We start from the raw sequence: 22,062 nt of genomic DNA on the forward strand, positions 1-22,062 counted from the left end.
GGTGCCGCCCGTTGCGGGGGGCGGGCGGCCATGGCAATGTCGCGCAAGTTGAGAAGGCAGGGCAGGCGACGCGGATGCAAATAGAAGAAACCGGGCTCGACGGGCTCCTGATCATCACGCCGCCGCGCTTCGGTGACGACCGCGGGTTCTTTGCCGAGACCTACAGCGCCGCGCGCTTCGCGGAGCAGGGGATCACGACGACTTTCGTTCAGGACAATCACTCGCTCTCCGCCGAGCCCGGGACCATCCGCGGACTGCATTTTCAGGCGCCGCCCCACGCCCAGGCCAAGCTGGTGCGCTGCGGTCGGGGGCGCCTGTTCGACGTGGCGGTGGACATTCGCAGAGGCTCTCCGACCTATGGGAAATGGTTCGGGACGGAGCTGACCTTCGAGAACGGGCGGCAGCTCCTTGTACCCGAGGGCTTCGCGCACGGTTTCATCACCCGAGAGCCGGGGACGGAGATCATCTACAAATGCAGCGATTTCTACGCGCCCGAGACCGAGGGCGCGGTTCGGTGGGATGATCCCGATGTCGCCATCGACTGGGGCCTCGACAGCGCGCCGATTCTGTCTGGCAAGGATGCCGCCGCGCCCCTGTTTGCCGATCTGGACAGCCCCTTTGTCTTTGAGGCCACGCCATGAAGATCCTCGTCACGGGCGGGGCCGGGTTCATCGGCTCTGCGGTCGTCCGTCTTGCCGTGTCGCGGGGGCATGAGGTGATCAACCTCGACGCGCTGACCTATGCCGCCTGTCTTGAAAACGTGGCGCCGGTGGCGGAGTCGAACCTCTACAGCTTCGAGCACGCGGATATCTGTGACCGCGCCGCCGTTGACGCCATCCTTGAACGGCACGCTCCCGACGCGATCCTGCATCTTGCCGCCGAGAGCCATGTCGACCGCTCCATCGACGGTCCCGCCGCGTTCATCCGCACCAATGTCACCGGCACTACCACGCTGCTCGACGCGGCCCGCGCCCATTGGGAGGCGCGCGGCAGGCCAGAGGAATTCCGGTTCCACCATGTCTCGACCGACGAGGTCTATGGCACCCTCGGCGACACCGGCCTGTTCACGGAGGAGACACCCTACGCGCCGAACAGCCCTTATTCCGCGTCCAAAGCGGCCTCCGATCACATGGTGCGCGCTTGGCACGAGACCTACGGCCTGCCGGTTCTGCTGACCAATTGCTCCAACAATTACGGGCCCTATCATTTCCCCGAGAAGCTGATCCCTGTCGTGATCCTCAAGGCGCTGGCGGGCGAGGCGATCCCGGTCTACGGCGACGGGCGGAACATTCGCGACTGGCTCTATGTCGAGGATCACGCCGACGCGCTGCTCTGTGTGCTGGAGAAAGGCGAGGTGGGGCGCAGCTACAACATCGGCGGCCACAACGAGCGCAGCAATATCGACCTCGTGCGCACCATCTGTGGCTTGCTCGATGCCCGCCGCCCCGAGAACGCCCCCCATGCGGACCTGATCACCTTCGTTGCCGACCGCCCCGGCCACGATCTGCGATATGCCATCGATGCCAGCCGCATCGAGCGGGAGCTTGGCTGGACGCCGTCCGTCACCGTGGAAGAAGGGCTGGAGAGGACTGTCGACTGGTTCTTGCAGAATGAAAGCTGGTGGCGCGCGCTGCAGGACCGGGACGGCGTGGGAGAGCGATTGGGGGCAAAGCCATGAGCCTGTTGGCCTTCGGGCAGACGGGGCAGGTCGCGCGCGAATTGGCGCGTCTGGGCGTGCGCACCCTGTCGCGCGGTGACGCCGATCTGAGCGATCCGCAGACCTGCGCCGAGGTGATCATGGCCTCGGGCGCCTCTGCGGTCATCAACGCGGCCGCCTATACCGCCGTCGACCGTGCGGAGGAGGAGGAGGCGCTCGCCTTCACGGTCAACAGCGCGGCGCCGGCCGCCATGGCGAAGGCCTGCGCCGCGAAGAAGATCCCGCTGGTCCATATTTCAACGGACTACGTGTTCGACGGCTCTGGCGTAGCCCCTTTCACGCCAAGTGATCCCGTGGCGCCGCTGGGCGTCTACGGGCGCAGCAAAGCTGCGGGCGAACGCGAGATCAGGATGACGGGCGCGGTCCATTCCATCCTGCGCACGAGTTGGGTTTTCTCGGCCCATGGGGCGAACTTCGTGAAGACGATGTTGCGACTGGGCGCGGAGCGGGACGCCCTGTCGATCGTGTCGGACCAGATCGGCGGCCCCACCCCTGCCGCCGCGATTGCACGGGCCTGCGTGGACATGGCCGAACGCCTGCAGCACGATCCCTCGGTCACCGGGACCTACCACTTTTCCGGCGCGCCTGACGTGTCATGGGCCGACTTCGCGCGGGCAATCTTCGCCGAGGCGCGGATGGACGTCGCGGTGACGGAGATCCCGTCCGCGGACTACCCGACCCCGGCCGCCCGCCCCCTGAACTCGCGCCTCGATTGCGCCGGGACGCATGCCGCGTTCGGCATCTCGCGGCCCGATTGGCACCGCGGCCTGCGCGAAGTCCTCACCGAGTTGAGAATTATCTGAGACGTTTCAGGGTATCTTAACCCTCTTGCTGCACTAGTCGCAGGGCAAGGCATCGTTGGCGAATCCTCGCAGACAGGCTACCCGTGACGAAAGTTCACAAGACGGAGACGCTGAGAATGGCGCGCAAAGGTATCATCTTGGCAGGCGGCTCCGGCACGCGGCTTTATCCGGTCACGGTGGGCGTCTCCAAGCAGTTGCTGCCGATCTACGACAAGCCGATGATCTACTATCCCCTGTCGGTCCTGATGCTGGCCGGCATCCGCGAAATCGCCGTGATCACGACGCCGGAAGATCAGGCACAATTCCAGCGGACATTGGGGGACGGCAGCCAATGGGGCTTGGCGCTGACCTATATCGAACAGGCGAGCCCGGACGGTCTGGCACAGGCCTATATTCTTGCGAGAGACTTCCTTGACGGCGCGCCGTCGGCGATGGTTCTGGGTGACAACATCTTCTTCGGTCACGGCCTGCCAGAGGCGCTGTCTGCCGCCGATGCGATCACGACCGGCGGCACCGTTTTCGGCTACCGCGTGACGGACCCGGAGCGCTACGGCGTGGTCGATTTCGCGCCGGACGGCAGCGTGAATGCCATCGTCGAGAAGCCCGAGGTCGCGCCCTCGAACTACGCGGTGACCGGGCTTTATTTCCTCGATGGATCGGCCCCGGAACGTGCCGCCGCCGTCACCCCCTCCGCGAGGGGTGAGCTGGAGATTACCAGCCTGTTGGAAAGTTACCTCGCCGATGGCACCCTGACGGTGGAGCGGATGGGGCGTGGCTATGCCTGGCTCGATACCGGGACCCATGAAAGCCTGCTCGACGCCGGCAATTTCGTCCGAACCCTCACACAGCGCCAGGGCCTTCAGGTGGGCTCACCTGACGAGATCGCCTTTGCCGCCGGGTGGATCAGCGCCGACGACATGGTCGAACGGGCGCGGCTCTTCGGCAAGACCCAATACGGCCGCTATCTGGCGACCACCGCGAAGGGATAGGCGCCCGTGGTGATCCGTCGTCTGCAAGCACTCTACCTGAGATATGCAGCGGTGCACGCGGATCGCCTGCGGGGCGTGCCTCTGGGCCGGATCGGACGGCGTATCGGCCAGGTTGAACGGGTCGTGCGGCGTGGCGACGTGATCGAGATCACCGGTTGGGCCAAGGCCCGCGATGTGAAGGTCACCTGGGCGGGCGGGGAACGCCGGCTGACACCGAACATCTACCGCGGCGATGTGGCCGCGCAAAATGCGATCGCGCCGGAGACAGGGTTCGAGGGCGCCATCCCCGCCTCGGCCAGACACTTGAAATTGCACGCGGAACGCGACGATGGCGAAGTTGCAAGTGTGCCGCTATCCCACCCCGATGAAGCGGTGCCGAACGGAGCGCGGCGTCGCCTGCGCCGCGCGTTTTTACGAGACCTCACAAAGTCCCTGCCGACGATCGCGCAGTATCAATGGCGCCCGACAGCGCAGCGAAAGACCGCCGTCAAGCGCGCCTTGGGCCTGGAGACGGCCGCCCGCGGCCACCTGATCGACCCTGCCTGGCTGCCGGCTCATCGCTGTGAGCCTGACGCTGCCGCTGGCGAGGAAGTCACCATCATCCTCCCGATCTACAACGCGCTGCCGTACCTCAAAAAATGTCTGGCGCGGGTCGAAGCGGGCACGGACCTGCCTTGGCACCTGATTGCCGTCAACGATGCCTCCACAGACCCCGAGCTCGGGCCGTGGCTGGAGGAGTGGGTGGCCGAGAGGCGCGGCAAGGTGACGTACCTGCCGCAGACAAGGAACCTCGGGTTTATCGGCGCCGTGAACCTGGGCCTTGAAGCCGCTGAAAGGCGCGGGGGCGATGGTCCGATCGTGCTGCTGAACACCGATGCGATGTTGCCCGACGGCTGGGCCAGCCGCCTCACCGCGCCGCTTGAGGATCCTGCCGCGGCCTCCGTCACGCCGCTCTCGAACGCTGCGGAGGTCTTGTCGGTACCGAAAATCGGCCCCGGCATCGCGCTGGGCGACGGCGACGTCGACGCGATTGACCGCGTGGCGACGACGTTGGGCGTGGGGCCGGTCACGGACGTGCCGACGGGCGTCGGCTTCTGCATGGCCATGGCGCGGCCCTGGCTGGCGAAGGTGCCAAGGCTCGATCCGGCGTTTGGGCGGGGTTATGGGGAAGAGGTCGACTGGTGCCAGAAGACAAAGGCGCTCGGGGCCCGGCATCTCTGTCAGCCGCGGCTGTTCGTGGAGCATGTCGGCGGGCAAAGCTTCGGTTCGGAGGAGAAGCTGCGCCAGATGCGCGCGTCCAACGCTCTGATTTCACGGCGATACCCGGTATTCGACGCGAATGTGCAGCGGTTCATCTCGGAGGATCCGCTCGCCACGCCGCGGCTCGCCCTGGGGATTGCCCTCGCCTCACGTCACCGCGCGCGGCTTCCCGTCTTCCTCGCGCATTCGCTGGGCGGCGGGGCCGAGATCGCGATGCAGATGGAGATCGAGGCGCTGGGCGCCGCGGTGATCCTGCGTGTCGGCGGACCTCGCCTGTGGCAGGTCGAGGTGCAGGTGAAAGGGCAGACGACATCCGGCCAGACCGATGACCTGTCGGTCGTGAAACGACTCCTGCGCCCGGCTGCGGCGCTCGACCTGATTTATTCCTGCGGCGTGGGCGACCGCGATCCGATCACGCTGCCCGACGCGCTTCTGGCTTTGCGCCGCGCGGGGCGCGACGACACCATCGCCTTGAGGCTCCACGATTATTTCCCGCTCTCGCCCTCCTACACGCTGCTGGAGCAAGGCGAGTTCCTAGGCACACCCGACCGCGACAACATTGACCCGCACCACACGGCTGGCCGTCCTGACGGGACCACTGTCAGCCTCGCGCACTGGCGCGACAGATGGGGCGCGCTGGTTGCTGCGGCGTCGGAAGTCACGGCCTTCTCTCATGCAGCCGCCGCGTTGGCGCGAGAGGCCTATCCGGACGCTCCCCTTGTAGTGCGGCCCCACAGGTTGCCGACGCAGGTACGCCGGGTTCGGGCGGCCCATGGCGGCTGCATCGGCATCCTTGGCAACATCAACCATCAAAAGGGCGCGTGGGTGTTGCGTGAAGCGGCGATGCGGCACCCGGGTCAGACCTTCGTTGTCATCGGGCACGCCGACAGCGCCATTCCCATGCCGCGCAACGTGATCCTGCATGGCGCCTATCGGCGGGAGGAGATTGCGGACCTTGCCGAACGCTACGGGGTCAGCGGGTGGCTCGTGCCGGCGATCTGGCCCGAGACGTTCTCTTTCACGACCCATGAGGCGTTGGACACCGGCCTGCCCGTGGTGGGATTCTCTCTCGGGGCGCAGGGCGAAACACTGGCCGCCGCGTCCAATGGCACCGCCGTTCCGCTGGAGCCGAAGGACACGTCCGTCGCGCGTCTGATCGAGGCGCTCTACCTGGAGATTGCGCCAAAGGAGGCGGCAGAATGACAGCGAAACTCCCCCCGCCCGCAGCGGACAAGGCGCCGCTTTTCATCGTCGGGTCCATGCGGTCCGGCACCACGTGGCTGCGCGACATGCTGCGGCGGGTGCCGAACCTGATCTGCCCGGAGGAAACCCATTTCATGCGGTGGGCGGAGCCGTTTCGCACCCCGAGCGGGATGACGCAGCACCGCAACAATGCCCTGTTGCGCAAGCATCGCGAGATGGATGGCGTGGATGAGGAGGTGTTTGACCTGATCCTCGGGCGCAGCCAATCGAAGGGAGAACTCCAGCGGCGCTACATCTCGGCTTTCGCGGCGGCCAAAGGCGTCGAGGCGCCGTTCCGGTGGTTCGACAAGACGCCGCAGAATATCTATGGCCTGCCCTTGATCATGGCGGAGTTTCCGCGGGCGCGCATCCTGCATCTGGTGCGTAATCCGCTCAATGTCGTGGCGAGCTTGCAACTGGGCCGCCAGGTCTCGATCCCCGATTTGCAAGGCGCGATCAACTGCTGGACGGAGGCGGTCGAAATCTGGGACGCCGTGGCGGGCGTCGCGTCGGGCCGCACGCGGGAGATCCGATACGAGGATATCCTCGCAGATGCGCCGGGCTGTATCGCGGCGATTCTCGAGTTTGCGCAGGTCGACCACGCGCCGGGGCTTTGGACGCCCAAGGACGCGCAGCCGGAGAAAAACCAGTGGCGCAAGGTGCTCTCACATGAGGCGGCGCTTCGCGTGGCGCGGCGGTGTGATCGCCTCGCAACCCCACGGGGCTATGACCTGATGGCTCAGGTCAAACAGTGTGAGACCGCGGGCTGAAGGGCAGACACAAGCCTTGCGGCGCCCGCCCTCAGCGGCGTTAGCGAAGCCGCTGCTCGGACTTGGCGTCGAAGAAATAGGCGTCGGCGACGTCAAAGGCGATGCCGGTGGGGCTGCCGGACGGCGGTGCCTCCTGATCATGGGCCTCCACGACAATCCGCGCGCCGTCGGCGGCGGTGACATAGTGATAGCTGACGCCGCCCAAACGCTCGGACAGGTCGACCCGGTGCGTGTCGCCCTCGACCAGTCTCACCTTGTTCGGGCGCACGCCTACGGTGACCGGCCCGTCGCCGACCATGGAGAGGGGGGCGGAGAACTCGGCGCCGCCAAGGGCCGGGACGATGATGACGCCGCCGGTGCATTGCCCCTCGAAGAAGTTCATCGCGGGGCTGCCGATGAAGCCCGCGACGAACTTGTTGTCGGGGTCGTTGTAGAGGTCGAGCGGCGCGCCGACCTGCTCGATATAGCCCGCGCGCAGGACCACGATCTTGTCGGCGAGCGTCATCGCCTCGACCTGATCATGGGTGACGTAGATCATCGTGGCGCCGATCTCCTTGTGCAGCCGCGCGATCTCGACCCGCATTTCGACGCGCAACTCGGCATCGAGGTTGGAGAGCGGCTCGTCGAAGAGGAAAACCTCGGGGCCGCGCACGATGGCCCGGCCGATGGCAACGCGCTGCCGCTGTCCGCCGGACAGCGCCTTGGGTTTGCGCGCGAGGTAGTCGTCGAGCTTCAGGATGCGCGAGGCCTCGGACACCTTGCTGTCGATCTCGGCCTTGGGGTGGCCGTTCATCTTGAGACCGAAGCCCATGTTTTCCGCCACGGTCATATGGGGATAGAGCGCGTAGGTCTGGAACACCATCGCCACGCCGCGCGCGGCGGGGTCGGCGCGGGTCACGTCACGGCCGCCGATCTCGATCTTTCCCTCGGTCGTCTCCTCCAGCCCCGCGACCATGCGCAGGAGGGTGGACTTGCCGCAGCCCGAGGGGCCGACAAAGACGCAGAACTCGCCGTCCTCGATCTGCAGGTCGATCCCGTGGATAACCTGGGTGTTTCCGTAGCGTTTGATGACGTTCGTAAGTTGCAGGCCCGACATGTGCCGCGTCCTCCCTGAGGTTATTCTGCTGCGTCGGGAAAGCGCCAGTCCTGCGCCTCCGCCGCGATGGATGATACCGCGGCGTGGATGCGCGGCAGATGGGCATCGAGCCCGGCAAGCGTGGTGCGTTCGGTCGAGGATGTGACCGAGACCGCGCCCAATACGCGACCCGAGCGGGTGCGGATCGGGACGGCGACGCAGATGATTCCCGGCTCGTGTTCTTCCCGGTCATAGGCGTGCCCGCGCTCGGCGATGGCGCGTAATTCCTCGCGCAAGGAGGCGGCGTCTGCGTAGGTGTGGGCCGTGAAGGCGTGGAAGCTCTGCTGACGCAGGATCGGTTCCAACTCGTCCTCGGGCAGGAAGGCGATCATCGCTTTGCCGACGCCGGTGCAATAGCAGGGCGCGACCTTGCCGGCCTGGGAATACATCTTGAGAGGGTCATGGGCGTTGATCTTGTCGACGTAGAGGACCGAGCCGCCGTCAAGCTGTGCGAGGTGGATCGTCTCGCCCACGTCTGCGGCGAGCGCTTCGAGATAGGGGCGCGCCACGGGGGCCAGGGACGTGGTCTGCCACGCGGCATGGGCAAGGCGGACAAGGCGCAGGCCCGGTGCATAGGTCTGTCGGTCGGGGTCGTAGGTCAGCATGGATTGCTTCGTGAGCACCTGAACCAGCCGGTAGAGCGTCGCCTTGGGAAACGGGCTCTCGGCCAGGATCTCTCCGAATCGGACCGGGCGACCGAAGCCTGCCACGGCATCCAACACCGAGAGTGCTTTACCCACGGTCCCGTCAGAGCTGTCGGCGTGATCGGCTGCCAAAGTCTTGTCTCCCCTTGCTGCATTGGGCCGCGCCCGCCGCTTCCTCCCGCTCGCGATCATGGGCCAGACTGCCGATGCCGCGCTTTGCTGTTGACAAGACTAGGCAGGTTCGGACTAAGATTTCAATATAAGAAACCAAGTTTCACATAGTGGAACTAGATTTTTTGTAAGATCCTAGGGAGGACACCATGCGATCCATTTTCAAGACCGGTGCGGCAGCACTGGCAGCAGCGACCATGCTTACCGGCGTTGCCCACGCAGACGGCCACAGCGTTTCCGGCCCGCTGCGCATCTTCTCCGACATGTCGAACCCGGCGCCCCGCGCGGTCATGGAAGACATGGTTGCCCGCTTCACCGAGGCCAACCCGGAGGTCGAGGTCGAGCTGGTCATCACCGACCGCGAAGCCTGGAAGACGCAGATCCGCAACGTGCTGCAATCCGGCACCGCCGATGTGGTGAACTGGTACGCCGGTAACCGCATGGCCCCCTACGTGGACGCGGGCCTGTTCATGGACATCAGCGACCTCTGGGAGGAGGGCGGCCTGACGGAAACGCTCGCCTCGACGCAGGGCTCCATGACCATGGACGACGGCATCTGGGGCGTTCCCTACACGTATTATCAGTGGGGCGTTTACTACCGCGAGGACATCTTCGAAGAGCTTGGCCTTGAAGCGCCCACCACCTGGGAAGAAGAGCTGGCAAACTGCGAAGTGATCGTGGAATCGGGCCGTGCCTGCTACACCATCGGTACGCAGTTCCTGTGGACCGCCGGCGGCTGGTTCGACTACCTCAACATGCGCACCAACGGCTATGATTTCCACATGGCCCTGACCGCAGGCGAAGTCGAATGGACCGACCCGCGCGTGCGCGCCACCTTCGAGAACTGGCAGACCCTGATCGAAATGGGTGCCTTCATCGACGACCACCAGTCCTACAGCTGGCAGGAGGCGCTGCCCTTCATGGTCAACGGCGAGGCGACCGCCTACCTGATGGGCAACTTCGCCGTGGCACCGCTGCGTGAAGCGGGCCTGAGCGACGATCAACTGGGCTTCTACCAGTTCCCGCAGATCGACCCCTCGATCGAGCCGGGCGAGGACGCACCCACCGACACCTTCCACATCGCGGCCAACGCCGAGAACGTGGAAGCGGCGGAAGCCTTCCTGCTGTTCGTGGCTTCGGCCGAGAACCAGACGCTGATCAACAACGGCGACAACCTCGGTCAGCTTCCGGTTAACGCCAACTCGCAGGTCGATGACGACGAGTTCCTGAACGCAGGCTTCGACATGCTGTCGAACAATGCGACGGGCGGCATCGCGCAGTTCTTCGACCGCGACGCTCCGGCCGAGATGGCGCAGGTCGCCATGCAGGGCTTCCAGCAGTTCATGGTCGATCCCTCGACGCTTGATCAGGTCCTGATGATCCTCGAGCAGGCGCGCAGCCGGATCTACTAAGCCAATCGTGGCAGGCGGCGAGACATTCCCTCGCCGCCTGTTTCCTACGCAGAGGGGGCAATCGCGCCCTCTGACTCGGGACTGACCGAGCCCAATTCTCTCAATCGCTCCGCGGGGGACCGGATCCATGACGACCGTCATGACTGACACGCCAATCGACTCGAAGCCCCCACGTCGCGTGGTCAGCCAGCAGACCATCGCGCCATGGCTGTTCCTGCTGCCGGCCTTCCTGTTTTTCGCGACCTACGTGCTCTATCCGATCGTGCAGTCGTTCTACATCTCGACCTTCGAGTGGAACGGCCTCTATTCGCCGCAATACCGTGGCGTCGACGGTTTCACCGATCAGCAGTGCCTCGAACTTGGCAACCGCGCCGGGCGCGAGCCGGGCTGCGAGCTGACCGGCGATACCGTCTGGAATGCCGAATACGTTGGGATGGAGAACTACCGGAACCTCTACACCGACCCGTTCTTCTGGACCTCGCTCAAGAACAACGTGATCTGGCTGGTGCTTTACTTCCTCGCCATTCCGGCCGGGCTGATGATCTCGCTTTTCCTGAACCAGAAGGTGGTGGGGATGCGGCTTTACAAGTCGCTGTTCTTCTTTCCCTTCGTGCTGTCGCAGGTCGTCGTGGGCCTCGTGTTCTCGTGGTTCATGTTGCCGGGCGCGGATGAGGGCTTGCTGAACGTGATCCTCGGCTGGTTCGGCGCCGGGCCAGTGAACATCCTTGGCAATGCCGATACGGCCACCTATGGCATCATCGCCGCTGGCCTCTGGCCGCAGACGGCCTATTGCATGATCCTCTACCTCACGGGCCTGAACGCCGTGGACCCCGAGCAGATCGAGGCCGCGCGGCTGGACGGGGCGAAGGGGCCGAAGATGCTCTGGTACGTCGTGCTGCCGCAACTTTGGCCCGCGACCTTCATCGCCATCGTCGTCACGGTCATCGGCGCGCTGCGGTCTTTCGACCTGATCACCATCATGACCAATGGCGGGCCGGGCTTCTACAACACCTCGGTGCTGGCGTTCTACATGTACGACGTGGCGCTGTCCGAATTCGGGTTCCGCATGGGCTATGGCTCGGCAATCGCCGTGATCCTGTTCCTCATCATGATGGTCTATATCGCCGGCTTCCTGTGGAAGATGTGGCGGGACGAGAAGGGATAGAGCCATGTTTCCACGTCCTATCGAACAAGCCTCCCCCGCAATGCGCATCGGCTACCAGATGCTCTTGCCCTTCATGCTGCTGGTCTGGCTGATCCCGCTGCTGGCGGTGATGTGGTTCTCGGTCAAATCCGGGGATGACTTCACCCAGGGCAACTACTGGGGATGGTCGCGCGAAGGGCTGCAGGGCTTTGCCAACTACTGGATGGTTTTCACGGAATCCGACATGCCGCGCTACCTGTGGAACTCGGTCGTCATCACCGTGCCGACGATGCTGGGGGCCGTGGCGCTGTCGTGCATGACGGGCTTCGCGCTGGGCGTTTACCGCTTCAAGGGCAACCTGCTGATCTTCTTCATGTTCGTCGCGGGCAACTTCGTGCCGTTCCAGATTCTCATGGTGCCGGTGCGCGACCTGACCGACCAGATGGGCCTTTATGACACGCGCACCGGTCTGATCCTGTTTCACATCGCGTTCCAGACCGGCTTCTGCACGCTCTTCATGCGCAACTTCATCCGCGCCCTCCCGCGTGAGTTGATCGAGGCGGCGCGGGTCGAGGGCGTCAGCGAGTACCGCATCTTCTGGTACGTCGTCCTGCCGCTGATGCGCCCAGCCATCGCGGCGCTCTGCGTGCTGATCTTCACCTTCGTCTGGAACGATTTCTTCTGGGCCGTGGTGCTGACGCAATCCCCCGAGAGCCAGCCGGTGACCGCCGGCATCACCGCCTTCAACTCGCAATTCCGCGCCATGTATCACTTGATGAGCGCCGGCAGCATCGTCGCCGCCATTCCGCCCGTGGCAATGTTCTTCCTGATGCAGAAGCACTTCATCGCGGGGCTGACACTGGGCGCGGTGAAGTAATGGACGGCGCCATGACGCAGCATACTTCGACCACGCGCACGTGGCGGTTGGACGACGACGGTCGCCAGACGCTGGTGCTGGCCGCAACGGGTGACCGGCTGCCGCAGGTCGTCTACTGGGGCGCGCCCTTGCCGATGGACGAGGACCTCGGCACGCTACACGCGGCCCATGCGCTCGACGTGACGGGGGGGATGCTGGACGAGAACCCCGACCTCTCCCTCAGCCCCGAGGCGGTGCGCAGTTTTCCCGGCCAGCCCGGCCTGATCCTGCGCGATGGCGATGGCACGCCGCTGCTGCCGAAGTTCTGCTTCGGTCAGGAAGAGCGCAGCGCCACCGGGCTGGTGCTGACCTATACCGACGCTGACAACGGCCTGAGCCTGTCGTTTCATTTCGAGACCGACGCCTCTACCCGGATCGTGACGGCGAAGACGAAGCTCAAGGCGAGCCGGCCCGTGCATCTGCACTGGCTGGCCGCGCCGGTCCTGCCTGCGCCGCAGCAATCGGAAGAAATGATCGATTTCTCGGGCCGTTGGTGCGGAGAATTCCAGCCCAACCGCACGCCTTGGTCCCCCGGCATGCGCTACCGCGAGAACCGTACGGGGCGCACCGGACACGAACATTTCCCCGGCCTGCTTGTGCCCCTGAAGGGCTGCACCAACACCGAGGGTGAGGCATACGGCTTCCATTACGGCTGGTCCGGTGGTCACAAGATGATCGCCGAGGAGCTCCCCGACGGGCGCCGTCAGATCCAGTTCGGCCATGCCACACGGATGGAGACCCAGGCCGCCAAAGCCTTCGAATCCGCGACCCTCTACGTCACCTATTCCCGCAGCGGGCTGAATGGCTGCGCGGTGAGTTTCCAGCGCCATCTGCGCGACCGGATCGTGACGTGGCCCGACCGAGACCGGCTGCGGCCGGTGCATTACAACTGTTGGGAAGCGGTTTATTTCAACCATTCGCTGCCGGTGTTGACCGATATCGCCGACCGCGCCGCCGACCTCGGGGCCGAGCGTTTCGTGCTCGATGACGGCTGGTTCGGGCAGCGCGATGACGACACCCGGTCGCTTTCGGATTGGGAGGTCGACGCGCGCAAGTATCCCGATGGCTTGGGGCCGCTGATCGAACATGTCCACGGGCTCGGGATGACCTTTGGCATCTGGTTCGAGCCGGAGATGATCAACCCCGACAGCGACATCCACCGCGCCAATCCCCATTGGGCGCTCGGAAGCGAGGATCAGACCCTCGGCCGTCAGCAAAAGGCGCTCAACATGGCGTTGCCGGAGGTGCGGGATTTCATCTACGACCGGATGGCCGCGATCCTTTCGGCCCATGAGATCGACTACATCAAGTGGGACCACAACCGCGTCCTGCCGATGCCCGACGCGGATCAGACGCGCGGCTCCTACGCGCTGATCGACCGGCTGCGCGCCGATTTCCCGCAGGTAGAGATCGAGTCCTGCGCCTCGGGCGGGGGGCGGATCGACTTCGGCATCATGAAGCGCACGCAGCGGGTCTGGCTCTCGGACAGCAATGACGCGCTGGAGCGGCTGCGCATCCAGCACGATGCGGCGCTGTTCCTGCCGATGGCGGTAACCGGCTCCCATGTGGGACCGCGGCGCTGCCACACCTCGGGGCGGATTTTCGACATCTCGTTCCGCGCCTGGGTGGCCGCGCAGCGCCACATGGGCTTCGAGATGGACCCGCGCGAGCTGGATGCCCATGAAGCGACGGTCCTGCGCGAGGTCACGTCCTGGTGGAAAGACAACCGGGCGTGGTTGCTGAAGGCCGATATCCTGCGGCTCGACAGCGCGGACCCCGCGGTGATGGCCGAGCAACAGATGGCACGGGAGGGCGACCGCTTCGTGGTCTTTGCGGGCAAGGCCGCGACGTCCGAGCAGATCGGCCCGCGGCCCCTGCGGCTGACCGCGCTGGACGCGGCGGCGCGCTACCGCGTGACATTGCTCAACCGGGGCACCGCGCCCGCGCTGAGCCGCGGCATGCCGGCCCTGAAAGAAGGCCCGATCGAGGTTTCCGGCGCGTGGCTGATGCATCAGGGGCTGACCTTGCCCTGGAACTTCCCCGACACGATGTGGGTACTGGAAGGCGAACGTCTATGAACGAACTTGCGACATATCCCGATCTCAAGGGGGCTTCGGTCTTCATCACCGGCGGCGGCTCGGGCATCGGTGCCAGCCTGACGGCGGGTTTCCTGCGCCAAGGCGCGAAGGTGACTTTCGTGCAGCGCACCGACGCCACGCCTTTCGCCGATGAGATGGAGGCCGAGACAGGCAACCGCCCCCTCGCGCTGGTCTGCGACATCACCGACACGGCGCGGCTGCGCGCCTGCATCAACGAGGCGGCCGAGGCCCATGGGCCGGTCACGGTGCTGGTGAACAATGCCGCCAACGATCAGCGCCACAAGACGCTGGAGGTGGACGAGGCGTTCTGGGACTGGTCCCAATCGATCAACCTCAAGGCCTATTTTTTCGGCTGTCAGGCAGTGATCGAGGGGATGCGCGCCGCCAGTGGCGGGTCGATCATCAACATGTCCTCGATCAGCTACATGATGGGCAACGCGGGCTATCCCGCCTACACCACGGCGAACGGTGGCATTACCGCCATGACCCGCTCGCTGGCGCGCGAATTCGGGCCGGATCGCATCCGCGTCAACGCGCTCGCGCCGGGGTGGGTGCTGACCGACAAGCAGCTTGAACTCTGGGCCTCCCCCGAGGACTTGGATGCACATATGCAGCGGATGTGTTTGAAGGAGCATCTGAAGCCGGAGGACATCGTCGGCGGCACGCTTTTCCTCGCCTCGGGGGTCTCCAAGGCGATGACCGGCCAGACGATGGTGATTGACGGCGGCGTGGTGACGACGGGATGAACGAGGCATGAGCAGCAACACGACATATGCGGAATGGATCGCCGTCGACTGGGGCACCACGCACCTGCGCGCCTGGGCCATGTCCGGCGACACGGTCAAGGCCGAGGCGTTCAGCGAAGACGGCATGGCCAGCCTGACCCGCGAAGCATTCGAGCCCGCCTTGTTGCGCCTGATCGAACCATGGTTGGGGGCGGCTGCGACCCCGGTCGTGGCCTGCGGCATGATCGGTGCGCGACAGGGCTGGTTCGAGGCGCCCTACGTCGCCGTTCCCGCCAAGCCCGGCGAGTTGCAACCCGTGCAGGCGCCGACGGATGACAAGCGGCTGAACCTGATGATCGTCCCCGGCCTCAAACAGGCCGATCCCGCCGACGTGATGCGGGGCGAGGAAACCCAGATCGCCGGTTTTCTGGCCGAGAACAAGGATTTCGACGGCGTCCTCTGCCTGCCCGGCACCCATGCCAAGTGGGTCCGCATCTCGGCTGAAGAGGTCGTCAGCTTCCAGACCTGCATGACCGGCGAGATGTTCCAACTCCTCGCCGAGCAGTCTGTCCTGCGCCATTCCATTGCCGCGCAGGGGGACGACCCGGACGCCTTTGTCGAGGCCGTCTCAGACACCATCTCGCGGCCCGAGAAACTGTCACAGCGGCTGTTCAACCTGCGCGGCGAAAACGTTCTGAACGCGCTCGATCCCGCCACGGCGCGGGCGCGGCTTTCGGGGTATCTGATCGGCGCGGAACTGGCCTCCACCAAGCCCTATTGGTTGGGGCAGGAGGTGGCGCTGGCCGGCAGCCCCGCGCTTACCGCGGCCTATGAGGCCGCGTTGCGGAGCCAGGGCGTGGAAGCGCGCAGCTTCGATGCTGCCCCTCTCACCCGCACCGGCCTTGCCCGGTTGCACGCAGCCTTGACGGAGTCCGCCTGATGTCTCGTCCCCTTATCGCGATCCTGCGCGGTCTCACGCCGCCCGAGGCCGTCCCCATGGCCGAGGCGCTGATTGATGCAGGTATCGACCGGATCGAAGTGCCGCTGAACTCGCCGGACCCGCTGGAGAGCATCCGCGCCATGGCCAAGGCCTGCGGCGAGAATGCCCTGATCGGCGCGGGCACGGTCCTGACCCCGGAGGATGTGAATGCCGTGGCCGAAGCCGGCGGCAAGCTGATCGTCTCTCCCAACGCGGACGCCGAGGTAATCCGGGAGACCAAGCGTCTGGGTCTGCAGAGCTTTCCCGGCGTGATGACCCCCACCGAATGCTTCGCCGCGCTGCAGGCCGGGGCCAATGGGCTGAAGATCTTCCCCGCCTCGCTGCTCGGCCCCGAGGGGCTGCGCGCCATCCGCGCGATCCTGCCCGAGGGCACGCAGGTCTTTGCCGTCGGCGGCGTGGGGCCCGAGAACTTCGGCCAATGGATCAAGGCCAGCGCTGACGGCTTCGGCATCGGCTCCGCCCTCTACAAACCCGGCCTTACGGTGGACGAGGTCGCCGCCCGCGCCCGCGCCATGGTCGAGGCCTATGACACCGCCACCAAGGGGCCGCTCGTATGACGGTCGACGTTTTCGACGACCGCGCCTGCATCCTCGGCGAAGGGCCGCTCTGGCACCCGGAGCGGCGGCAGCTCTTCTGGTTCGACATCATCGGCCAGAAGCTGATGACACGCACGGACGCGGGGCCGCAGGAATGGCGCTTCAATAGGCCGGTATCCGCCGCAGGATGGATCGATCGCGACCGGCTTCTGATCGCCTCGGACGTGGACCTGTTCACCTTCGACCTGACAACGGGCACCGAGACGCGCGTGACCCCGCTGGAAGACAACAACCCGGCCACGCGCAGCAACGATGGCCGCGCCGACCGTCAGGGTGGTTTCTGGATCGGCACCATGGGTCGCAACGCCGAGGCCGGGGCAGGGGCGCTCTATCGCTGTTATCGCGGTGAGCTGCGCTGCATCCGGGCTGATGTGACCATCCCCAACGCCACGTGTTTCACTGCTGACGGCAAAAACGCCTATTTCGCGGATACAGCCGAAAGCACCGTCTGGCGCTACCGCTTGGATGCGGACGGCTGGCCGGCGGCGGAGCCGGAAGTCTTTCTCGACCACCGCGAAGCCGGGCTGAACCCGGACGGCGCTGTGCTGGACGCGGAGGGCAACTTCTGGTGCGCCGAATGGGGCGCCTCCCGCGTGGCCTGCTATAGCTCGGCCGGTGATCTTGTAGAAGAAATCACGCTACCGGTGCCGCAGCCGACCTGCCCGGCCATCGCCGATGGTTACCTCTACGTTACGAGTGCCCTGCAGGGGTTGCCGGATGACGCGTTCGACACCGCGCCGCATTCGGGCAAAACCCTCCGCGTTGCCGTCTCTGTCGAGGGGCTACCCGAACCGCAAGTCTCGCTATGACCCTGCAGCGGACCCTTGGCACCTGCTACTACCCCGAGCATTGGCCGGAAGAGACCTGGGCAGAGGACGCCGCCCGGATGGCTGACCTGGGCCTCACCTGGGTCCGCATCGGCGAATTCGCCTGGAGCCGGTTGGAACCTTCCCCCGGCAATTTGCAATTCGATTGGCTGGAGCGCGCGATCGATGTGCTCCATGACGCGGGCCTCAAGGTTGTCCTCGGAACGCCCACGGCCACGCCGCCGCGGTGGATGCTGAACAAGCACCCCGACATGCTCGCCGTCGACGCCCAGGGCAACCCGCGCAAGTTCGGTTCGCGCCGGCATTATTGCTTCTCCCACGACGGCTACCGGGCCGAGGCGGTGCGCATCACCCGCCTGCTCGCCGAGCGCTTCGGCCGCAAGGTGGAGGCTTGGCAGACCGACAACGAATACGGCTGCCACGACACGATCTACAGCTACTCCGACCCCGCGCGAGCGGCCTTCCGCGACTGGCTGGCGCAGAAATACCAGTCCACCGAGGCACTGAACCGCGCCTGGGGCAATATCTTCTGGTCGATGGACTACGACAGCTTCGACGATATCGACCTGCCCAACCTCACGGTGACCGAACCCAACCCGGCCCACGCGCTGGACTTCCGGCGCTTCTCCTCCGACCAGGTCGCCCGCTTCAACGAAGCGCAGGTGGCCACGATCCGGCAGCATTCCGACGCGCCGATCAGCCACAACTACATGGGCCGCATCGTCGAGTTCGACCATTTCGCCACCGGCCGCCAGATGGAAATCGCCACCTGGGACAGCTACCCCCTGGGCTTTCTCGAGGACCGGCTGGAAGCCTCGCCCGAGCACAAGCGCCGCTACGCGCGCCAGGGTGACCCGGATTTCCAGGCCTTCCACCACGACCTCTACCGCGCCGTGGGCCGGGGCCGCTGGTGGGTGATGGAACAACAACCCGGTCCGGTGAACTGGGCACCCCATAACCCCGCGCCGCTCCCCGGCATGGTGCGCTTCTGGACATGGGAGGCCTTCGCCCACGGCGCCGAATGCGTCGCCTACTTCCGCTGGCGCCAGGCCCCCTTCGCGCAAGAGCAATACCACGCGGGCCTCCTGCGCCCCGACAGCGCCGAGGCCGAGGGCTTCGCCGAGGCCGCTCGCGTCGCCGCCGAATTGAAGCAGATGCCCGACGTGGAACACACCCAAGCGCCCGTCGCCCTGGTCTTCGACTACGCCAGCGCCTGGGGCTGGTCGGTGCAGCCCCAGGGCGCGGGCTGCGACTATTTCCGGCTGGTGTTCGAGGTCTACCGCGGCCTGCGCAAGCTCGGCCTCTCCGTCGACATCATCCCGCCGGATACCGAAACGCTCGCAGGCTACGCGCTGGTGCTGGCCCCGGGCGCGCTCACCCTCTCCGAGCCGCTCCTCAAGGCGATTTCAGAGACGTCGGCTCAGGTGATCCTCGGCCCGCGGACCAATGCCAAGACCGAGCACCTCTCGACCCCGGTGCCGCTTCCCCCGGCCATCGAAGGCCTCGACGTCACCATCTCGCGGGTCGAGACCCTGCGCCCCGACATGCCGATCCCGGCCGAGGGCGGCGGTGCGGTGAAACTCTGGTTCGAGCAGTTGGACAGCACCGAACAGATGATCGAAGAAACCGAGGACGGCGCCGCCATCCTCGTCGGCGCCCGCAACCTCTTCTATCTCGCAGGCTGGCCTGACCCGACCCTCCTGCAACGCATCCTGGCTCAAAGAGCTGAAGCCGCGGGCCTTGCGCCGCAAGTGCTGCCACAAGACATCCGCATCCGGGACACGGGCAACACCCGTTTCGTCTTCAACCACGGCCCCGAGCCCGTCACCTTCAATGGCCAAACGATCCCGCCCGCCGGCGTCATCTGGACCTGAGCGCGCGGCGCGTCTTCATCTTGGCCGTACAACTCTGGGGGGTCCGGGGGGCAAAGCCCCCCGGTTGGTCGCCCCGGCGAAGCCCGGGCGAAACCAGCGGGATCAGATCCCGTCGATGCAGACGTATTTCGTCTCCAGGTAATCCTCCAAGCCCTGGCTGCCGCCCTCCTTGCCGAGGCCGCTTTCCTTGACGCCGCCGAAGGGCGCCTCGACCGTGGTGATCAGGCCCGAGTTGATGCCGATCATCCCGTATTTCAGCCCCTCGTTCAGGCGGAAGGCGCGGCCGAGGTCTGAGGTATAGGCGTAGCTGGCGAGGCCGAAGACCGTGTCATTGGCCATCTCGATGGCCTCTTCCTCGGTCTCGAACTTGAACACCGGCGCCAGCGGGCCGAAGATCTCTTCCTGCGCGAAGGCCATCTCCTGCGTGGCCCCCGTGATCACCGTCGGCTCGAAGAAGCTGCCGCCCAACTCGTGGGGCGCCCCGCCGCAAGCGACGTTGCCGCCCTTGGACTTCGCGTCGTCGAGCAGTTCCTGCACCTTCTCCACCGCGTCGCCGTCGATCAGCGGGCCTTGCACCACGCCTTCCTCGCGACCGTCGCCAACCTTCATCTCGCGGGTCTTCGCGACCAGCTTCTCGACGAAGGCGTCGTGGATGCCGGCCTGAACGTAAATCCGGTTGGCGCAGACGCAGGTCTGGCCCGAGTTGCGGAACTTCGAGACCATGGCGCCCTCCACGGCGGCGTCGATGTCGGCGTCGTCGAAGACGATGAAGGGCGCGTTGCCGCCCAGTTCCATCGAGACTTTCTTCACCGTGTCGGCGGACTGGCGGATCAGCTCCTTGCCGACCTCGGTGGAGCCGGTGAAGGTGATCTTGCGCACCTCGGGCGCCTCCATCATCGCGCCCGCGATCTTCCGGGCCGAGCCGGTCAGCACGTTCACCGCGCCCGCCGGATAGCCCACTTCCTCGGCCAGCGCGGCCCAGGCGAGACCCGAGTAGGGCGTGGCCGTCGCCGGCTTGGCCACAACCGGGCAGCCCACCGCCAGCGCCGGGGCGACCTTGCGTGCCAGCATCGAGGAGGGGAAGTTCCACGGCGTGATCATGCCCACAACGCCCACAGGATGCTTGGTCACGAGGATGCGGCGGCCGTTGGTGCCGGCGGGCACGATCTCGCCCTTGGCGCGGCGCGCCTCCTCAGCAAACCAGCGCACGTATTGCGCGCCGATGGCGACCTCGCCCTTGGCCTCTGCGAGCGGTTTGCCCATCTCGACAGTCAGCAGCTCGCCGAGCGCATCCTGGTTGTCCATCAGCGCGTCATGGAGCTTCCACAGCAGCCCGACGCGGTCCATCAGTGACATCGCGGCCAACTCGCCGAAAGCGGCCTGGGCAGCGGCGATGGCGCGTTCGGTCTCGGCAGTGCCGCAGTTCGGAACAGTGCCGATCACCTCGCCGGTCGCCGGGTTCGTCACGTCGATGGTCTCGCCGCTGTCCGCGCCGATCCAGGCGCCGTCCACGAAGGCCGCCTCTTTCATCCATGCTATCCAATCGGCCATCTGCTTCTCCTTCGTTGTGCGCGGTGCAGCCCTGCACTCGCGAAAAATTTCTAAGGGCGGGGTCCCATCGCCGAGGCGACATCCAGCATCCGGCAGGAGAACCCCCATTCGTTATCGTACCATCCAAAGACGCGCAGCATGCCGCCTTTCGACCGCTTGATCTCCGGCCCCGCTACGATCAGCGACTCGGGGCGTGCCCGCAGGTCTGAACTGACGAGGGGCTTGTCGGTATATCCAAGTATCCCGTTGGTCTTCTCTTGCAAGAGAGCGCGGGCGGTCTCGGCGCTTGGCATCTCGCGCGTCATCACCGCCAGATCGACGCAAGAGACCGAGGCCGCGGGCACGCGGACCGCCGATCCGGTGATCCGTCCGGCCAGATGCGGCAGCACCACGTCGACGAGCTGCTCGGCCGAGGTCGTGGTCGGCACCATCGACAGGGCCGCGGCGCGCGAACGGGCGGGGTCGCGCATCGGCATGTCCACGGTGGGCTGGCTGCCGGTATAGCAATGCACCGTGGTCATCAGCGCGCTGTCGAGGCCCCAGGCCTCGTCGATCAGCCGCACCAATGGCGCGACGGCATTGGTCGTGCAGGAGGCGTTGGAGACGATCCGATGCTCGGGCGAAAGCGCCTCGTGGTTGGCGCCGAGAACCACCGTCAGGTCCGGCTCGGGCGCGGGGCCCGAGATCAGGACCCGGCCCGCACCGGCCGCCAGCGCGGCCTCGGCCACGTCGCGGGTGCCGCGCCCGGTGCATTCCATCAGGATGTCGATATCCGAAAGGTCGAGCGCGCCGGTGTTGCATTCCTGGGTCAGACGGATGTGGCGACCGTTCACGACGAGGTCGCCGTCCTCGACGAGGACATCCCCCGGAAAGGCGCCGAACACGCTGTCGAACTCGAAGAGGTAGGCGCAGGTCTCGGGCGGGGCGATGTCATTCACCGCGACGATTTCAACGTCAGGCCAGTTGGGTCCAAGACGTCCACCACCCAGGATCCATGCCCGCAGGACGGATCGTCCAATCCGGCCAAACCCGTTAATCGCCACTCGGATGGTCATCGGTTCCTCCTATGGGCCGAGTGATGCACGGCGCTCGCGGAAGGTGCAAGGGAGGCCACGCCGTGGCGTCATCCAATTTTGTCATTGGATACAGCAAGCTTGGTGATGGCGGTGGGCGGGCATCGGCCCCCC

The 22,062-nt window shown here is 65.8% G+C and carries 19 protein-coding genes; 15 read left to right on the forward strand and 4 right to left on the reverse strand.

Translation table 11 applies throughout. The features are described 5' to 3' along the window. The first annotated feature begins 74 nt into the window (after window positions 1–74). From rfbC to KYE46_RS03910, 6 genes are all read left to right on the forward strand, one after another. Window positions 75–641 carry a dTDP-4-dehydrorhamnose 3,5-epimerase gene (gene rfbC, locus KYE46_RS03885; protein ID WP_219003594.1) on the forward strand — a complete coding sequence of 189 codons (567 nt, stop codon included), beginning with the start codon at window positions 75–77 and terminating at the stop codon, window positions 639–641. Next, entirely contained in the window at window positions 638–1,678 is a 1,041-nt protein-coding gene (rfbB, locus tag KYE46_RS03890; RefSeq protein ID WP_219003596.1) for a dTDP-glucose 4,6-dehydratase, read from the forward strand. Before rfbC ends, rfbB begins: the two co-directional genes overlap by 4 nt. Then, window positions 1,675–2,520, forward strand: a complete 846-nt coding sequence (rfbD, locus tag KYE46_RS03895; RefSeq protein ID WP_219003597.1) for a dTDP-4-dehydrorhamnose reductase — start codon at window positions 1,675–1,677, stop codon at window positions 2,518–2,520. Before rfbB ends, rfbD begins: the two co-directional genes overlap by 4 nt. 116 nt (window positions 2,521–2,636) lie before the next feature. Continuing rightward, window positions 2,637–3,509 carry a glucose-1-phosphate thymidylyltransferase RfbA gene (gene rfbA, locus KYE46_RS03900; protein WP_219003598.1) on the forward strand — a complete coding sequence of 291 codons (873 nt, stop codon included), beginning with the start codon at window positions 2,637–2,639 and terminating at the stop codon, window positions 3,507–3,509. 6 nt (window positions 3,510–3,515) lie between these two features. Then, window positions 3,516–5,972, forward strand: coding sequence for a glycosyltransferase (locus KYE46_RS03905; protein WP_219003599.1), 2,457 nt, complete (start codon window positions 3,516–3,518; stop codon window positions 5,970–5,972). Next, complete coding sequence (locus KYE46_RS03910) at window positions 5,969–6,781, forward strand: sulfotransferase family protein (RefSeq protein ID WP_219003601.1); 813 nt, start codon at window positions 5,969–5,971, stop codon at window positions 6,779–6,781. The genes KYE46_RS03905 and KYE46_RS03910 overlap by 4 nt, the downstream gene beginning before the upstream one ends. 40 nt (window positions 6,782–6,821) lie before the next feature. On the opposite strand, the gene KYE46_RS03915 is transcribed toward KYE46_RS03910, so the two are convergent. Further along, window positions 6,822–7,877: an ABC transporter ATP-binding protein gene (locus KYE46_RS03915; protein WP_219003602.1), complete on the reverse strand. Its 1,056-nt coding sequence runs from the start codon at window positions 7,875–7,877 to the stop codon at window positions 6,822–6,824. Between the two features lie 20 nt (window positions 7,878–7,897). Further along, window positions 7,898–8,692, reverse strand: coding sequence for an IclR family transcriptional regulator (locus KYE46_RS03920; RefSeq protein WP_247716904.1), 795 nt, complete (start codon window positions 8,690–8,692; stop codon window positions 7,898–7,900). Window positions 8,693–8,880: 188 nt separating this feature from the next. On the opposite strand from KYE46_RS03920, the gene KYE46_RS03925 reads away from it, so the two are divergent. The 9 genes from KYE46_RS03925 to KYE46_RS03965 all read left to right on the forward strand — a co-directional run bounded on the left by KYE46_RS03925 (window position 8,881) and on the right by KYE46_RS03965 (window position 19,324). Further along, window positions 8,881–10,143: an ABC transporter substrate-binding protein gene (locus tag KYE46_RS03925; RefSeq protein WP_219003605.1), complete on the forward strand. Its 1,263-nt coding sequence runs from the start codon at window positions 8,881–8,883 to the stop codon at window positions 10,141–10,143. A gap of 127 nt (window positions 10,144–10,270) precedes the next feature. Then, window positions 10,271–11,308, forward strand: a complete 1,038-nt coding sequence (locus KYE46_RS03930) for a carbohydrate ABC transporter permease (protein WP_219003606.1) — start codon at window positions 10,271–10,273, stop codon at window positions 11,306–11,308. A gap of 4 nt (window positions 11,309–11,312) precedes the next feature. Continuing rightward, window positions 11,313–12,164 (forward strand): carbohydrate ABC transporter permease, encoded by an 852-nt coding sequence (locus tag KYE46_RS03935; RefSeq protein ID WP_219003607.1) that lies wholly within the window; start codon window positions 11,313–11,315, stop codon window positions 12,162–12,164. An 11-nt stretch (window positions 12,165–12,175) separates the two neighbouring features. Next, entirely contained in the window at window positions 12,176–14,281 is a 2,106-nt protein-coding gene (locus KYE46_RS03940) for an alpha-galactosidase (protein WP_219003609.1), read from the forward strand. Next, the gene (locus KYE46_RS03945; protein ID WP_219003611.1) at window positions 14,278–15,048 is read left to right on the forward strand and encodes an SDR family NAD(P)-dependent oxidoreductase; all 771 of its coding nucleotides are present in this window, start codon (window positions 14,278–14,280) and stop codon (window positions 15,046–15,048) included. Before KYE46_RS03940 ends, KYE46_RS03945 begins: the two co-directional genes overlap by 4 nt. Before the next feature lie 7 nt (window positions 15,049–15,055). Next, a complete protein-coding gene (locus KYE46_RS03950; protein WP_219003613.1) occupies window positions 15,056–15,967 on the forward strand; it encodes a 2-dehydro-3-deoxygalactonokinase in 912 nt (303 codons plus the stop codon). Continuing rightward, entirely contained in the window at window positions 15,967–16,584 is a 618-nt protein-coding gene (locus KYE46_RS03955) for a 2-dehydro-3-deoxy-6-phosphogalactonate aldolase (protein ID WP_219003614.1), read from the forward strand. The genes KYE46_RS03950 and KYE46_RS03955 overlap by 1 nt, the downstream gene beginning before the upstream one ends. Continuing rightward, window positions 16,581–17,432 (forward strand): SMP-30/gluconolactonase/LRE family protein, encoded by an 852-nt coding sequence (locus KYE46_RS03960; protein ID WP_219003616.1) that lies wholly within the window; start codon window positions 16,581–16,583, stop codon window positions 17,430–17,432. Before KYE46_RS03955 ends, KYE46_RS03960 begins: the two co-directional genes overlap by 4 nt. After that, entirely contained in the window at window positions 17,429–19,324 is a 1,896-nt protein-coding gene (locus KYE46_RS03965) for a beta-galactosidase (RefSeq protein WP_247716905.1), read from the forward strand. The genes KYE46_RS03960 and KYE46_RS03965 overlap by 4 nt, the downstream gene beginning before the upstream one ends. Window positions 19,325–19,426: 102 nt before the next feature. Here KYE46_RS03965 and KYE46_RS03970 read toward each other — a convergent pair whose 3' ends face one another. Then, on the reverse strand, window positions 19,427–20,875 hold the full coding sequence (locus KYE46_RS03970; protein WP_283095207.1) for an NAD-dependent succinate-semialdehyde dehydrogenase: 1,449 nt from the start codon (window positions 20,873–20,875) through the stop codon (window positions 19,427–19,429). 50 nt (window positions 20,876–20,925) lie between these two features. Next, window positions 20,926–21,930 carry a type I glyceraldehyde-3-phosphate dehydrogenase gene (locus KYE46_RS03975; RefSeq protein ID WP_219003618.1) on the reverse strand — a complete coding sequence of 335 codons (1,005 nt, stop codon included), beginning with the start codon at window positions 21,928–21,930 and terminating at the stop codon, window positions 20,926–20,928. Window positions 21,931–22,062 lie beyond the last annotated feature (132 nt).

Source organism: Gymnodinialimonas ceratoperidinii (assembly GCF_019297855.1).
GTDB lineage: Bacteria > Pseudomonadota > Alphaproteobacteria > Rhodobacterales > Rhodobacteraceae > Gymnodinialimonas > Gymnodinialimonas ceratoperidinii.